At 66.4% G+C, this 15,392-nt stretch carries 11 protein-coding genes; 5 read left to right on the top strand and 6 right to left on the bottom strand.

The genetic code is table 11. From position 1 onward, the window contains the following. Positions 1-32: 32 nt before the first annotated feature. Positions 33-503 (bottom strand): DUF1854 domain-containing protein, encoded by a 471-nt coding sequence (locus tag B0920_RS20010; protein WP_078034384.1) that lies wholly within the window; start codon positions 501-503, stop codon positions 33-35. Further along, entirely contained in the window at positions 504-2,630 is a 2,127-nt protein-coding gene (locus B0920_RS20005) for an ABC transporter ATP-binding protein (RefSeq protein ID WP_373887905.1), read from the bottom strand. Between the two features lie 452 nt (positions 2,631-3,082). Between B0920_RS20005 and cphA (B0920_RS20000) the strand changes: the two genes are divergently transcribed. From cphA (B0920_RS20000) to B0920_RS19990, 3 genes are all read left to right on the top strand, one after another. Then, entirely contained in the window at positions 3,083-5,260 is a 2,178-nt protein-coding gene (gene cphA / locus B0920_RS20000) for a cyanophycin synthetase (protein ID WP_078034382.1), read from the top strand. 79 nt (positions 5,261-5,339) lie between these two features. Further along, on the top strand, positions 5,340-7,922 hold the full coding sequence (gene cphA, locus B0920_RS19995; RefSeq protein WP_078034381.1) for a cyanophycin synthetase: 2,583 nt from the start codon (positions 5,340-5,342) through the stop codon (positions 7,920-7,922). Between the two features lie 49 nt (positions 7,923-7,971). Continuing rightward, a complete protein-coding gene (locus B0920_RS19990) occupies positions 7,972-8,799 on the top strand; it encodes a MaoC/PaaZ C-terminal domain-containing protein (protein ID WP_229455802.1) in 828 nt (275 codons plus the stop codon). On the opposite strand, the gene B0920_RS19985 is transcribed toward B0920_RS19990, so the two are convergent. From B0920_RS19985 to B0920_RS19975, 3 genes are all read right to left on the bottom strand, one after another. Beyond that, entirely contained in the window at positions 8,785-9,681 is an 897-nt protein-coding gene (locus B0920_RS19985) for a pirin family protein (RefSeq protein WP_078034379.1), read from the bottom strand. The two genes, B0920_RS19990 and B0920_RS19985, sit on opposite strands and share 15 nt — an antisense overlap. A 30-nt stretch (positions 9,682-9,711) precedes the next feature. Beyond that, entirely contained in the window at positions 9,712-10,626 is a 915-nt protein-coding gene (locus B0920_RS19980; RefSeq protein WP_078034378.1) for a LysR family transcriptional regulator, read from the bottom strand. A gap of 391 nt (positions 10,627-11,017) precedes the next feature. Next, the gene (locus tag B0920_RS19975; RefSeq protein WP_078034377.1) at positions 11,018-11,656 is read right to left on the bottom strand and encodes a hydrolase; all 639 of its coding nucleotides are present in this window, start codon (positions 11,654-11,656) and stop codon (positions 11,018-11,020) included. 201 nt (positions 11,657-11,857) lie between these two features. Between B0920_RS19975 and B0920_RS19970 the strand changes: the two genes are divergently transcribed. Continuing rightward, complete coding sequence (locus B0920_RS19970) at positions 11,858-12,739, top strand: helix-turn-helix domain-containing protein (protein WP_078034376.1); 882 nt, start codon at positions 11,858-11,860, stop codon at positions 12,737-12,739. A 278-nt stretch (positions 12,740-13,017) separates the two neighbouring features. Beyond that, the gene (locus B0920_RS19965) at positions 13,018-13,698 is read left to right on the top strand and encodes a PEP-CTERM sorting domain-containing protein (protein ID WP_078034375.1); all 681 of its coding nucleotides are present in this window, start codon (positions 13,018-13,020) and stop codon (positions 13,696-13,698) included. A gap of 31 nt (positions 13,699-13,729) precedes the next feature. Here B0920_RS19965 and B0920_RS19960 read toward each other — a convergent pair whose 3' ends face one another. Beyond that, entirely contained in the window at positions 13,730-14,383 is a 654-nt protein-coding gene (locus tag B0920_RS19960; protein WP_179119237.1) for a PEP-CTERM sorting domain-containing protein, read from the bottom strand. Positions 14,384-15,392 lie beyond the last annotated feature (1,009 nt).

The raw sequence follows: 15,392 nt of genomic DNA, 5'->3' as shown, positions 1-15,392 counted from the left end.
TTTGCACGCAGGCCAGCGGCCCGGACTCGACCTCAGAGAAAGCGATCCAGAATCTTCCTGCTGTGCTTGTCAATCCGATACATATCCCGCACCAGGAAATTGATGCCGTGGCTATCCGACACCAGCAGCGAGCTCTCGCCCACCCGCCGGATATCCTCGTCCACCTTGAGCACGAACTCGGTATCCCCCCTGTCCGTCTGCACGAACCAGGTGCAGGGCGTGGCGAAGCTCGATACGTCCTTGATGCGCAGGATCTCGGGAATGAATTCCCGGCCCTCGATCTCTTCCTGGATCAGCCCGCGCAGCTGCGCCGGCAGCGCGTCCAGGTCGTCGATCCAGGCCACTTCCTTGCCGCCGTCGCGCACCAAGGAGATGCCCTTGGTCGGCGCCTGGATCGGAAAGGCGCGCACCGGGATCACGCCCACGTGTTCCTCGCCCGAGTCCAGGGTGATCACCAGCTTGCCGAAGCTGTCGCGCCGCAGTTGAAAATCGATGCCGTTCATTTATGCGTCCTTGTCGTCCATGTCCTGGTCCACGTTGCGCGCCTGCGCTTCGTAGAGGCGGTGGTAAGCGCCTTCGCGCGCCATCAGCTCGTCGTGGCTGCCCTCTTCCACCACCACGCCGCGGTCGAGTACCACCAGGCGGTCGGCCCGGTGCAGGGTCGACAGGCGGTGCGCGATGGCGATCGTGGTGCGGCCCTGCACCAGGTTGTCGAGCGCCTTCTGGATTTCCTTCTCGGTCTCCGAGTCCACCGACGAGGTCGCTTCGTCCAGGATCAGGATCGGCGGGTCGATCAGCAGCGCCCGCGCGATCGAGATGCGCTGGCGCTCGCCGCCCGACAGGCCCTGGCCGCGCTCGCCCACCATCGAGTCATAGCCCTGCGGCAGGCGCAGGATGAACTCGTGGGCATGGGCCGCGCGCGCCGCCGCGATGATGTCTTCGCGGCTGGCGCCCGGCTTGCCGTAGGCGATGTTCTCGGCAATCGTGCCGAAGAACAGGAAGGGTTCCTGCAGCACCAGGCCGATGTGGCGGCGGTAGTCCGCCACCGCGAAGGAACGGATGTCCTTGCCGTCCAGCAGGATCGCGCCTTCGGCCACGTCGTAGAAGCGGCAGATCAGGTTGACCAGGGTCGACTTGCCCGAACCGCTGTGGCCCACCAGGCCGACCATCTCGCCGGCGCGGATCTTGAGCGAGATGCCGCGGTTCACCGCCCGGTTGCCGTAGCGGAAACCGACTTCGCGCAGCTCGATCTCGCCGCTCACCTTGTCCAGCTTGGCCGGGTTGGCCGGGTCGGGCACGCTCGAGACGTGGTCGAGGATGTCGAAGATGCGCTTGGCGGCCGAGGCCGACTTCTGGGTCACCGAGACGATGCGGCTCATCGAATCCAGGCGCACGTAGAAGCGGCTGCTGTAGGCGATAAATGCCGACAAGGTGCCGACGGTAATGTCACCGCGCGACACCTGCCAGATGCCGAAGCACCAGATCACCAGCAGGCCCAGCTCGGTCAGCAGCGAAACGGTGGGCGAGAACAGCGACCACACCTTGTTCAGCTTGTCGTTCACGGCCAGGTTGTGCTTGTTGGCGTCGCGGAAGCGGACCGCCTCGCGCTTTTCCTGGGCGAAGGCCTTGACCACCCTGATGCCGGGGATGGTGTCGGCCAGCACGTTGGTCACCTCGCCCCACACCCGGTCGATCTTCTCGAAGCCGGTGCGCAGCTTGTCGCGCACCACGTGGATCATCCAGGCGATGAAGGGCAGCGGCACCAGGGTCACCAGGGCCAGCCAGGGATTGATCGTGAACAGGATCACGCCCGTCATGATGATCATGAGCACGTCGGACAGGAAGTCGAGCAGGTGCAGCGAGAGGAAGACGCAGATCCGGTCGGAACCGCTGCCGATACGCGACATCAGGTCGCCCGTGCGCTTGCCGCCAAAGAACTCCAGCGACAGGCGCAGCAGGTGCTCGTAGGTGGTCGAGCGCAGGTCGGCGCCGATCCGTTCCGACACCAGGGCCAGCACATAAGTCTTGGCCCAGCCCAGCGCCCAGGCCAGCATGGCCGCGCCGAACAGCCCGCCCATGTACATGTAGACGAGATTGGTGTCGATGCGCTGGCCGTTCTGGTAAGGAATCAGGACATTGTCCAGCAACGGCATCGTCAGGTAGGGCGGAATCATGTGCGCGCCCGTCGAACCCAGCATCAGGATGAAGCCCAGCAGCAGCTGGCCCTGGTAAGGCTTGGCGAAGCGCCACAGGCGGAACAGGGTCCAGGTCGAGGGCGGCGTGTGCAGCACCTTCTCGCAGATCGGGCAGTCCTCCTGGTCCGCCTCCAGCGGGGCCTTGCAACTTGGACAAGTATGCTGCTCCGGCGGCTGCACCGGGATACCGCTGACCACGCTTTCGAGCTGGTCGGCGAAATGGTCGACTACGCGCATCGCGTGCAGGTTCTGGCCGAGGGTGAAGCGCCAGGCGGCCAGCAGGCCGTGCTCGTCCACCAGTTCCAGGTGGCCGACGCCGGCGTGGTCGTGGTGGCGCAGTGCCAGGCCGGCGCGCAGCGGCCAGTCGCGCCACTGGCTGTCGCCGGGGGCGCGGGCCAGCAGGCGGCGGTTGGTGACGGCCACCAGCCCCTTCATGAAACGTAATTTCGCGTCGAGGTCAACCTCGACGCTGGCTAAAACGTTTTCCCCTGGTGCAAGCTGTTTCGTAACGTCACTTTGCCAATGTTCAGGCAAAAAATTGGCAGCTACCGCCAGTGACGACGGACTAGCAAGTTGTTGAGTTGTCATGTATTGCGCCCGAGATCAGGCAAAGTTTCTGGTGAGGGGGAGCAGACGGCCGGCTCGCAAGGCACAAATAGGGCTGTCCAGTGCGTCGCTGCGTGAAACGCTCCACAGAGCGCTATAACGTTCTTGGGTATCCTTTGGATGACAAGGGGCGATACTGGCAGAAAAGGTTGCGGCGCGGTAATCTTCGTTACCGCAGAAGTATACATGATGCGCGCGGCGGACAGCGGCCGGTCGCGCGTTACAGGATAAGGCATTTGTCCAGGTACGCGAACGGGCGTGGCGGACTAAGATATTGTTAAATGACCAAGAAGAACGACATCAAGTTTCTCCGCGTGAGCTACCTGCGCGGACCGAACATCTGGACCTACCGCCCGGTGATCGAGGCCTGGATCGACATCGGCGAGCTCGAGGACTACCCCTCGAACAAGCTGCCCGGCTTCAACGGGCGCCTGACGGCCCTGCTGCCCGGCCTAATCGAGCACCATTGCGGCGTCGGCCACCGCGGCGGCTTCCTCGAGCGCCTGGAATCCGGCACCTGGGCCGGCCACATCCTCGAGCACATCGTTCTTGAACTGCAAAACCTGGCCGGCATGAAGACCGGCTTCGGCAAGACCCGCTCCACCGGCGAGCACGCGGTCTACAAGATGGCCTTCCGCACCCGCGACGAGACGGTCGGCCGCGCCGCCCTGGAAGCCGGCCACCGCCTGCTGATGGCGGCCATCAACGACACTCCCTTCGACCTGCCGGCCACCGTCGCCCACCTGACCGAGCTGGTGGACCGCTACTGCCTCGGCCCCTCGACCGCCCACATCGTGGACGCCGCCACCGAGCGCGGGATCCCGTCGATCCGCCTGACCGAGGGCAACCTGGTCCAGCTCGGCCATGGCGCCGCCCAGCGCCGCATCTGGACCGCCGAGACCGACCGCACCAGCGCCATCGGCGAAGGCATCGCCAGCGACAAGGACCTGACCAAGACCCTGCTCGCCTCCTGCGGCGTGCCGGTGCCGGAAGGCGCGATCGCGCGCAGCCCGGAAGACGCCTGGGACGAAGCCCAGGACATCGGCCTGCCGGTCGCGGTCAAGCCGATCGACGGCAACCATGGCCGCGGCGTCTCGCTCAACCTGATGACGGAAGCCGAAGTCAAGGCCGCCTATGCGATCGCCGCCGCCGAGGGCGACAGCAAGTCGGTGCTGGTCGAGCGCTTCATCACCGGCAACGAACACCGCCTGCTGGTGGTGGGCCGCGAGGTGGTGGCCGCCGCGCGCGGCGAATCGCTGTGGGTGACCGGCGACGGCAAGCAGACCGTGGTCCAGTTGTGCGAGACCCAGATCAACATCGACCCGCGCCGCGGCGAGAGCGAGGAGTTCCCGCTCGGCCTGGTCAAGCCCCAGGAAAGCGAAGAGATCCAGCTCGACCTCAAGCGCCAGGGCCTCACCCCGGACTCGGTGCCCCAGGCCGGCCAGAAGGTGCTGATCCAGCTGAACGGCAACGTCGCCGACGACGTCACCGACCTGGTGCACCCGGAAGTCGCCCACGCCGCCGCCCTGGCCGCGCGCGTGGTGGGCCTGGACATCGCCGGCATCGACCTGGTGTGCGAAGACATCTCGCGTCCGCTGCAGGAGCAGCGTGGCGCGATCATCGAAGTCAATTCCAGCCCCGGCCTGCTGGCCCACATCAAGCCGGCCAGCGGCACCCCGCGCAACGTGGGCAAGGCTATCGTCGCCCACCTGTTCGCGCCCGAGGAAGACGGCCGCATCCCCGTGGTGGGCGTGACCGGCACCAAGGGCGGCAGCCTGATCGCGCGCCTGATCGGCTGCCTGGTCCACATCACCGGCAAGCACGTGGGCGTGGCCAACGGCGAAGGCCTGTACCTGGATGCGCGCGCGGTGTCGAACCGCGATTCCACCGGCGTCGACGCCGGCCAGCGCCTCCTGATCAACCGCACCGTGCAGACCGCCGTGTTCGAGTCGAACGCGCGCTCGATCCTGGCCGAGGGCCTGCCCTACGACCGCTGCACCGTGGGCGTGGTCACCGACATGGACGGTATCGAGGACGTGCACGAGTTCCACATCCGCGACCAGGACGCGATGCGCAACGTGATCCGCAGCCAGGTCGACGTGATCCTGCCGCAGGGCGCGGCCGTGCTGAACGCCGCCGACGAGGCGGTGGCGGCGCTGGCCGAGCTGAGCGACGGCCGCGTGATCTTCTACGCGGAAGACGAGCGCAACGCCATCCTGGCGGCGCACCGCGCGAGCGGCGAGCGGGTGGTGTTCGCGCGTGAAGGCCGTATCGTGCTGGCCGAGGGCGAGCAGGAAACCCCGCTGCTGGAACTGGCGAAGATGAAGCCCTCCACCGTCAAGCACCCCGAAAACGTGCTGGCGGCGGTGGCCGCGGCCTGGGCGCTGGGCGTGCCCTCGGACCTGATCTGCGGCGGCCTGCGCGCTTTTGATGCCACCCCGAAGAAAGCGAATCACTGATAGAACAACGGCCCGGCGCGCCGGGCCATGGCCGGCCCCGCCCACCCGGCGGGGCGGCCCGCGAAAGGACTGACGGTTTATGGAAGTATCACGCGTACGGGCCCTGCGAGGCCCCAACCTCTGGAGCCACCACACTTCGGTGGAGGCGATCGTCTCCTGCACCCCGGAGGAAGAATCGGTCGGCGCCCTGCCCGACTTCGAAAAGCGCCTGCGCGCCCGCTTCCCCCAGATCGGCCACCTGCAGCCGATGGGCCATGACGACAAAATCCCGATGGCCCAGGTGCTGGAACTGGCGGCCCTGGCCCTGCAGGCCGAAGCCGGCTGCCCGGTCACCTTCAGCCGCACCACCGCCACCATCGACCGTGGCATCTACCAGGTGGTGGTCGAATACACCGAGGAAGACGTCGGCCGCCTGGCCCTGGACCTGGCTCAGGAGCTGATCAAGGCGACCCTGGCCGACCAGCCCTTCGACCTGGCCGGCGCCCTGGCCCGCCTGCGCGAACTCGACGAGGACGTGCGCCTCGGCCCCTCGACCGGCGCCATCGTGCAGGCCGCGCTGGCCCGCAACATCCCCTACCGCCGCCTGACCGAAGGCAGCCTGGTGATGTTCGGCTGGGGCAGCCGCCAGCGCCGCATCCAGGCCGCCGAGATCGACGCCACCGGCGCCATCGCCGAGTCGATCGCCCAGGACAAGGAACTGACCAAGAAGCTGCTCGACGCCGCCGGCGTGCCGGTGCCGCACGGCCGCACCGTGAGCGACCCCGAGGACGCCTGGCTGGCGGCCCAGGAGATCGGCCTGCCGGTCGTGATCAAGCCCAAGGACGGCAACCAGGGCAAGGGCGTGACGGTCAACGTCACCACCAAGGAGCAGCTCACCGCGGGCTTCCATGCCGCCAGCGAATTCCGCGACGAGATCATGGTCGAGCGCTACCTGCCGGGCCACGACTACCGCCTGCTGGTGATCGGCGACAAGCTGGTGGCCGCCGCGCGCCGCGATCCGCCCCAGGTGGTGGGCGACGGCAGGCAGACCGTGCGCCAGCTGGTGGAGCAGGTCAACCGCGACCCGCGCCGCGGCGACGGCCACGCGACCTCGCTGACCAAGATCCGCTTCGACGACATCGCCCTGGGCACCCTGGCCAAGCAGGGCCTGAACGCCGAGTCGGTGCCGGCCGTGGGCCAGCGCGTGGTCCTGCGCAACAACGCCAACCTGTCGACCGGCGGCTCGGCCACCGACGTCACCGACGACGTCCATCCGGAAGTCGCGGCGCGCGCCATCGCCGCCGCCCACATGGTGGGCCTGGACATCTGCGGCGTCGACCTGGTGTGCGACAGCGTGCTCAAGCCCATTGAGGAGCTGAACGGCGGCATCGTCGAAGTCAACGCCGCGCCCGGCCTGCGCATGCACCTCTCGCCCTCCTTCGGCAAGAGCCGTCCGATCGGCGAAGCCATCATCGACACCCTGTTCGAGGACGGCGACGACGGCCGCATCCCGGTGGTGGCGGTGACCGGCACCAACGGCAAGACCACCACCGTGCGCCTGATCGCCCACCTGCTCACCGCATCGGGCCTGCGCACCGGCATGACCAACACCGACGGCGTCTACATCGAAGGCCGCCGCATCGACAGCGGCGACTGCAGCGGCCCGCGCAGCGCGCGCAACGTGCTGCTGCACCCGGACGTGGACGCGGCCGTGTTCGAGACCGCGCGCGGCGGCCTGCTGCGCGAAGGCCTGGCCTTCGACCGCTGCCAGGTGGCGGTGGTGACCAACATCGGCGCCGGCGACCACCTCGGCCTGAACTACATCACCACGCTCGAGGACCTGGCGGTGCTCAAGCGCGTGATCGTCCAGAACGTGGCCGACAAGGGCATGGCCGTGCTGAACGCCGCCGACCCGGTGGTGGCGGCGATGGCCGAGGTCACCCGCGGCGACGTCACCTTCTTCGCCCAGGACGTCAACACCCCGGTGCTGTCGATGCACCGCGCCCAGGGCCGCCGCGTGGTGTTCGTGGAGGACGGCCACCTGGTGGCCGCCCAGGGCAAGTTCGAGATGCGCATCCCGCTGTCGGAAGTGCCGATCACCCGCAACGGCACGGTCGGCTTCCAGGTCGAGAACGTGATGGCCTCGGTGGCCGCCGCCTGGGGCGTGGGCACCGCCTGGGACACCATCCGCGCCGGCCTGCGCACCTTCGTGGGCGAAAGCGACAACGCGCCCGGCCGCTTCAACGTGTTCGACTATCGCGGCGCCACCGTGATCGCCGACTACGGCCACAACCCGGACGCCATCGCCGCCCTCAGCAACGCGGTGCAGGGCATGCCGGCCAAGCGCCGCTCGGTGGTGATCAGCGGCGCCGGCGACCGCCGCGACCAGGACATCACGCAGCAGACCGAGATCCTGGGCAAGGTGTTCGACGACGTGCTGCTCTACCAGGACCAATGCCAGCGCGGCCGCGAGGACGGCGAAGTGATCGCGCTGCTGCGCAAGGGCCTGGATGGCGCCACCCGCACCAGCCACGTCGAGGAGATCAACGGCGAGTTCGTCGCGATCGACCGCGCGCTCGAGCGCCTGCAGCCGGGCGACCTGTGCCTGATCCTGATCGACCAGGTCGACGAGGCCCTGGCCCACATCACCAAGCGCATCGCGGAGTCGAAGGCCGCGGCCTGACCCGCCTTCGCCTTTCCCGCCCGGGGCGGAAAGCGTTATCCTTGCGGGGATGAGCTTTCCGCCCCTTCCACATGTGGGCGCGCCCCTGCTGCTGCGCGCCCTGTTCAAGCGTCCTTCGCCCCAGGCCCAGGCCGGGTTCAGCGCCGGCTACCGGCTTGCGCGCATCGACGCCGGCCACGTGCGCCGCTATCGCGCCGCCTTCGGCATCAAGGGCGAGCACCTTCCCCTGCCCTACCTCTACCTGATCGCCCAGCGCGCCCAGCTGGCCGCGATGCTGGACCGTCCGCTGCCCTTCCGGATTCCCGGCCTGATCCACATCGACAACGACTTGCGCCTGCACGCCACGGTCGAGCCGGGGCAAGCGCTGGACCTGGTGACGGAGCTGCGCATGCAGGAGCCCGCGCCCAATGGCGCCGTCCACGCGCTGCTGGAGACGCGCGCGCTGGACCGCGAGCGGCTGGTGTTCAGCTGCGCCAGCACCTACCTGGTGCGGCGCGGCGCCCGCCGCGAAGGCGGCGCGCCCCAGCCCGCCGCGCCGCCCGGCCGCGAGATCGGCCGCTGGCTACTCGCCCCGGACGCGGGCCGGCGCTACGCCGCCCTGTCGGGCGACTGGAACCCGATCCACCTGTGGCCGTGGTCGGCGCGCCTGATGGGCATGCGCTCGCCGATCATCCACGGCGCCCACACGATGGCGGCGGCCTGTGCGCGGATCGAGGCCGAGACCGGGCGCGCGGTCGCGCGGCTGCGCTGCCGCTTCCGCCAGCCGGTCGCGCTCGGGTCCGAGCTGACACTGTTCCTGGACGCCGCGGACGGCGCCTTCGCCGCCGTCTGCGGCGAACGGATCGCCGTCGAGGGCGCGGCGCTAGACGGCGTGTGAGGCCACGGGCGGCGGCGGCGCGTCCGGCAGCGGCACGAACTCCTGGTCGTCCGCATCCGGCAGCTTCATCCGGCCAGCCTTCCAGTCCGCCGCCGCCTGCGCCAGCCGGTCCTTGGAGGACGACACGAAGTTCCAGTACAGGTGGCGCTCGCCGATCGGCTCCCCACCCAGCACCATGACGGTCGCATGCTCCAGCGCGCGCACGCGCGAGGCGCGCTCGCCCAGCACCAGCATGCGGCCGCTCTCGTGGCGCATGCCGCCCACCTCCACCGAACCGCTGGCGACGTAGAGCGCGCGCTCCTTGTGGCCGGCGGGGATGCCGGCGGTCGATCCCGGCTGCATGTCGAGGTGGGCGTAGAACAGCGGCGAATGGGTCGACACGCCCGCCGTCAGGCCGTAGGCGCTGCCGGCGATCAGCTGGCCGCTCACGCCGCCCTCCTGCCACTGCGGCAGGTCGGCGCCGGAGTGGTGCGAGAACGAAGGGGCGATCTCCTCCATCCCGTCGGGCAGCGCGACCCAGGCCTGGATCCCGTGCAGGTGGTCGCCGTGGGCGCGCGCATGCTCGAAGCGCTCGCTGTGCGTGATGCCGCTGCCGGCCGTCATCCAGTTGACCTCGTGCGGGCGCACCGGCAGTTCGTAGCCGAGGCTGTCGCGGTGCATGATCTCGCCGGAGAACAGGTAGGTCACGGTCGACAGGCCGATGTGCGGATGGGCGCGCACGTCGACCTCGCGGCCTACGCCCGGCGCCAGGTCGAGCGGCCCGATATGGTCGAAGAAGATGAAGGGGCCGACCATGCGCCGCTTCGCGTAGGGCAGCACGCGGCCGACCTCGAAACTGTTGCCGAGGCTGCGGCGTCGCTGCTCGATGACCATCTCAATCATGATGTCTTGTGCTCCGTGGTGTGATGAACGTTAAGCCCGGGCGGGCTGGGAATGCGGCCAGTTGCGGGACATGGGCGGATCGGACTCGAAGTAGGCGATCAGGAGCTCGGTCAGGACCCGGATCTTACGCGCCGGATGCTGGCTCGGGGCCCGCACCACATACACGCCCGCCTGTGGTATCGGATAGCGCGTCATGACGGGAACCAGGGCGCCCGAATCCAGGTGCTCGAGCATCAGGCCGACCGGCAGGTAGCCGACGCCCAGTCCCGCCACCGCGGCCGCCACCAGTGCGATGCCGTTGTCCGCCTTGAAGCGCCCCTGGGGGCGGATCGACACGATCCTGTCGCCATCCATGAAGTGCCAGGACTCGGCGGCCTGCATCAGGGCTTCGTGGGCGAGCAGCTGGTCCGGCGTCTCGGGGGCGCCGTGCGCCGCGATATAGGCGGGACTCGCGACCACGGCCCCATGCAGCGGCCCGACGCGCCGCGCCATCAGGTTGGAATCGTGCAGGAAGCCGAGCCGGATCGCGCAATCGTAGCCTTCGGTGACGAGATCGACCAGCCTGTCGCTGTAGCAGGTGTGGATGTGCAATTGAGGGTGGAGCCGCGCCATCTCGGCCAGCACGGGCGCGAAATGGGTCGGCCCGAAGGACAGCGGCACGGCCACGCGCAGGCGCCCGCACAGCTCTCCTTCGGGCACGATGGTTTCCTTGGCCTGGGCGATCTCGGCGCAGGCGCGCGCCGCGTAGTCGCGGAAGGCGGCGCCGGCTTCGGTCAGCGAGGCGCCTCGCGTGGTGCGCGACAGTAGCTGGATGCCCAGCTCCGCCTCGATCCGCGCCAGCCGCCGGCTGACGATGGATTTGGACACGCCCAGCCGGAGGGCGGCCGGCGAAATGCCCCCCGCGTCGGCGACTTCGACGAAGGTCTGCAACTCTTCGATATCCACTACGATGCTCCCGGTGGCGCGGCGCGGCGCGATGAACGATGCACGCCACTATACCGAAGGCCTGCCCAGACGCCGAGGCGCCTGGAGACGGGCGCGGTCACCACGGCCTCCCCCACCAGGACCACGGCGGGTCCCATCGTCCGTCCAGGCTTGCCTCCACCATCCGCTTTCCTTTTCAAGTCCCCGAACGCGCCGCACCGGCCGTCGGGGCGGCGGCGTTCCAGTTCGCGCAACACAGCAAGTCCAGCAACGCTACTAGCGCCTGCCTTGCCAAACCTGCAAAATCGATTGGGTGTTAGCGCTTATACAAGCTCGCTTCACACCCCCTAAACCATTCCGGGCTTCTTCGCCGACGATGATGATTATCCCCGCACGCGCCACCGGTTTTACCTCAGGCATGCGCATGGGTGGCGAGGAGCTGAAGCTCCCACGCGAGCGCGACGGACGCGCCGCCGCCGTTCTCGGCGACGACCCTGGCGATGCCCTCGCCCGTGGGCCGCGCATGGTCGCGCTGCCATTCCGACATCACCGCCATCCAGGTGATCGGCACGCATCCGGCCGCCACCATGCGGCGCACCGCCATGTCGTGGGCTTCCGCCGACACGCCGCCGGAGGCATCGGTGACGATGAAGACGTCGTAACCGTCGGCCAGCGCGTGGATGGCCGGCATCGCCAGGCAGATTTCGGTATAGAGCGCCGCGAGGATCAGTTGCTTGCGACCGCTCGTCCTCACGATCTCGGTCACGCGCGCATCTTCCCAAGTATTGATGAAGGTGCGATTGATCGGCTTTTGTTCAGGGAAGAGATCTTGCAATTCCTTGATGATGTATCCCCCGCGCTCTTCCAGGACCGTGGTCAGCACGGTGGGCACGCCGAAGACCTTGGCCGACTTGGCCAGGCCGACCACGTTATTGATCACCATCGTCGGTTCGTGGCTGTGCAGGGTCGCGAACTGGAAGGGCTGATGATCGATCAGCACCAGGATGCTGTCTTCGGGCCGGAGGAGCGCGTCGAGTCCGTTCTTGCTCATGTTGCTGTCCTTTGTCGTGGCGTGTGAGTGGAGAGGCGTCGAGACAGAACGATAGCAATGCGATATCGCAGCAACAATGTCCGTTCCTGCTGTTGATGGTCCGATCCTGCGCCCGGCTTGCCGGCGCCGGCGGGACTGCCCGAGGGAACACCGTCCGGCGCATGCCGGACGCATCTTGATGAACCAGAGAAGGAGAAGACCATGCGCGCCCAGCCCGCACCACCACGAGCCCTGTCCCCGAACGTCGTCGGCGTGGCGCAGTCGCAGCGCGCATGGCGCGGCGTCAAGCTCGCCGTCACGCGCTACGACTGCGTGGGCGAATGCGTCAGCCTGCTTCCGAATGGGGCCCACCCGCGCCTGAGCGTCGTGCTGGAGGAATCGGGCGGCGTCTGCGAGCCGCGCCTGCAGGCCAGCACGCCCTGCCCGGTCGCCCACGCGCCGCGCCATATGTATTTCGCCCCGGCCGGGCTGGACTTGTGGGGGCATTCGATGAACGCGCGGCGCATCGTCGACGCCGCCTTGGTGTTCGACTTCGATGTCCTGAGCGAATCGATGCAGATGACGATGGACGCCAACAGGGTGAGCGCGCCGCGGCTGCGCTTCACGAACGAGCGGATCTGGAACCTGACCAGGCTGCTGTCGGAAGCGGTCAACCATCCCGATCCGTCGATGCAGCTGTATGGAGACGGCATCATCACCGCCATTACCTCGCAATTGTTTTCGGTATCGCCGGTGAGCGATTACAAGCCCGGCGGCCTGGTGCCCTGGCAGTTGCGGCGGGTGGTCGACTACATGGAGGCGCATTTCCCGGACCGCATCGAGCTGGGAACGCTGGCGGGCATCGTCAACCTGTCGCAGGCCCATTTCAGCCGTGCCTTCAAGACGTCCACGGGACTGGCGCCCTATCAGTGGCAGCTCAATAGCCGGATCCGGCGCGCTCAGACGATGCTGGCCAGTTCCGATCTGTCGCTGGCCGATGTCGCGCAGGCGACTGGCTTTGCCGACACGGTCCATTTCGGACGCACTTTTCGGAAACTCGTGGGCGTTGCGCCCGGGGCATGGCGCGGCGACAGCCGGCGCTAGGAGAGCGAGTTGGATGGGATCGCGGCATCGGCAGGAGCGGCGCGCCGGCCCAGAATGTGGAGGCAAGTGTCGGAGAAATTTACATTCAGGCGAGAAAATGTGAAAGGCCAGGAACTAACTGTTTGTTTTTGTTAGATTATTTCCTAGGGGCACGCTTTGTGCTTGTCACACTCAGGCTCGCCACGCTTCTCCAGAACTGTAGCAGCGCAATATGCCGGCCCCATGCGAGTTCATCATAGGGCCGGGACTCATCCATGTTTTAGGTAAAGAACGACCTTATGAAAACCGTACTCCACGCGCTGCTGGCAGCGATCCTCACTCTCGCTGCGATGTGCCAGCAGGTGTCGGCCGCAGTCATCAACTTCGATTTCGAAAACCTGACCGGCTCGGAAAACCCGACTGCCAACCTTGTCATCGGCGACTTCGTATTTTCTGCGCGCTGCCATTTTCATGTTAATACCCAATACATGGGTGTGCCCTCGCCCTTCGGGAAGTCGCTCACCTTCGATAACAGCGGATGTTATGAAGGCTCGACGTTCGGCTATAACAAGGACTATCTGGGGAAGAGCGAGCTTTTGCCCGATGGCGTCTATTATCCGGGACTCATGTACGTGGCCCGGGTCGACGGTGCGAGCTTCAGCCTGAAGTCGCTGATGTTTACCGCAGGGCTTGACGGCGGCGCCTACTCCCTGAGCTCTTCCAAAGGTGGAACCGCCTATGCCGACTACTACAGCGATCTGTATCAGACGCTCGAGTTCCACGGCCCGCTCTGGACGAATGTCGATTGGCTCGTGTTCGAGACTTCTGGTGGAGACGACCCCGTTGGTTTCGACAACCTCAGCGTCGTTACCAGAGCGGTCCCGGAACCGGGCACCGTATCGCTGTTCGGAATCGCGCTGATTGCGCTCGCCAGCAGGGCCCGAAAAGCACGCCGCCATCGGACGACGGCGCTCAAGTAAGTCCCCGCAAACGCTGGCGGCGCCGCCGACGCTAACGCCGGCGGCGCGCGGCCAGCATACCGGCCAGGCCCAAGGCCAGCAGCCCGAGCGAAGCCGGTTCCGGCACCCGTCCGCCGGGCGTTTCCTCGCCTTCCTCTTCTTCGCCGGCGAAGGTGACGATCAGCTGGGAGAAATAATATTCGAGCGGATCGAGGCGCCTGGTGTCGCCGAGTTCCAGCGTCCACGCGCCGAAAGCGTCGAGCTTGTCGAAGGCGCTCAAGCTGCCGACCGGCTTGAAGCTGCCGCCCTGCACCTGGGTTCCGAGCGGCGCGCCTTCGTCATCGAAAATCAGGCTGACCTGGCCGGCGCCACTGCTGCCCAGGTTAAAGGTGTTCTCCAGCACGAGGTCGACCTTGACGCCGGTCGGGCTGGTCAAGCGCATCACGATCTCGTTCTCGTAGGGCGTGCCGGCGCCGGCGCAGGCTCCGCCAACCGCGCCCAGCACCGGATTGTCGCACTTGGAGAAGGACACCAGGATGTTCAGGTCGGCGATCGTGCCGTGGGTCTTCACGTCCAGGGTGCGGGTGCCGGTGTATTTGTCGAACACGCCGTAGGTATTGTCGCTGGCGATCACCCCGGCCTGCGCGCCGGCCGCGCCGAGGACCAGCGCCATTACCCCGATAGTCTTGCAAATGATGCGTTTCATGTTGTTCTCCCAGATAACCGGGATTGTAAGCAAGAATTGCACCACGGATACTAACATGTCGTCAAATCAATGACTTAGTTCAAGCGTGGTTTTCCGTCTGGCGTCGAGTGTAAAAAAAACCGACACTCAGGCGTGCTGGCTCGCGCGAACCCACCGTGTGCTTTTTGCAGCATCCAGCCGAGTCGATCGCGGTAAAATGGCAAGCCTTGGCTCCGCCGCTACCCGCCGTACCGAATCAACAAGAAATGAACGCTCCCAACGAGATCAAGGCCAGCGCGGTAGAAGAACACACCCCAATAGCCCACTCTGCACCATCGGACGCCCGCTAGATACCTCGGAAGAGCATGCGGGTCGAGCCCATCAAAACAACTCTCGCGTCAACTAACGCGGCCCGCACGCGCTGCATCGTCGTCGAATCGTTGGGTCGACAAAGCCGCAGCTCGTAGCTGGCGGCGACTGCCGCGAGCGAGATTTGCCCTTTCTCACCTCGTTCTGCCTGGATTTCGCAGTCAGACTCACACTTCCCGCAGGTACGCAGAGCTCTAACAATACTGTACATTTTTGCAATTTGTCATGCATATGTACGCAGCCTTTGAATTTGCCTATTACATGTGTTGGCAACGGGCAACACGCATGCAATCTGCGTTGTGTTATTCTAATCACGAGATATAATTGCCCTGATAAAACTTACCCAAGGGCAATTAATGTCATCTACTTTTTCATGCGGCCAATGCCACTTCGAGTGCAGCTATGGCGCCCACGTTTGCCGTGGTTGCGGCGGTGATATCGTCTATGGCGCAACCAGTGAGGAGAAAAAGCAGGGACTGATATTCGGCGCAATCGTCGGCATGGTCTCGGCAATGATCTTGCTGGAATGGCTCCCATCAAAACTAGCCGGCTTATTTGGAGCCACAGCGTCCTTGCTTAACGTTCCATCCGGACTTGCGTTCGTTGGCATCGGGGCTTTAGCTGGCGCGTACCTCGTCAGTCGTGGTGCGACCGGAAAGGT

Origin of the sequence: Massilia sp. KIM (assembly GCF_002007115.1) — a bacterium.
Taxonomy (GTDB): domain Bacteria; phylum Pseudomonadota; class Gammaproteobacteria; order Burkholderiales; family Burkholderiaceae_D; genus Telluria.
Note: the sequence above shows the minus strand (reverse complement) of the source record. Positions and strands in the feature narration are given on the sequence as shown.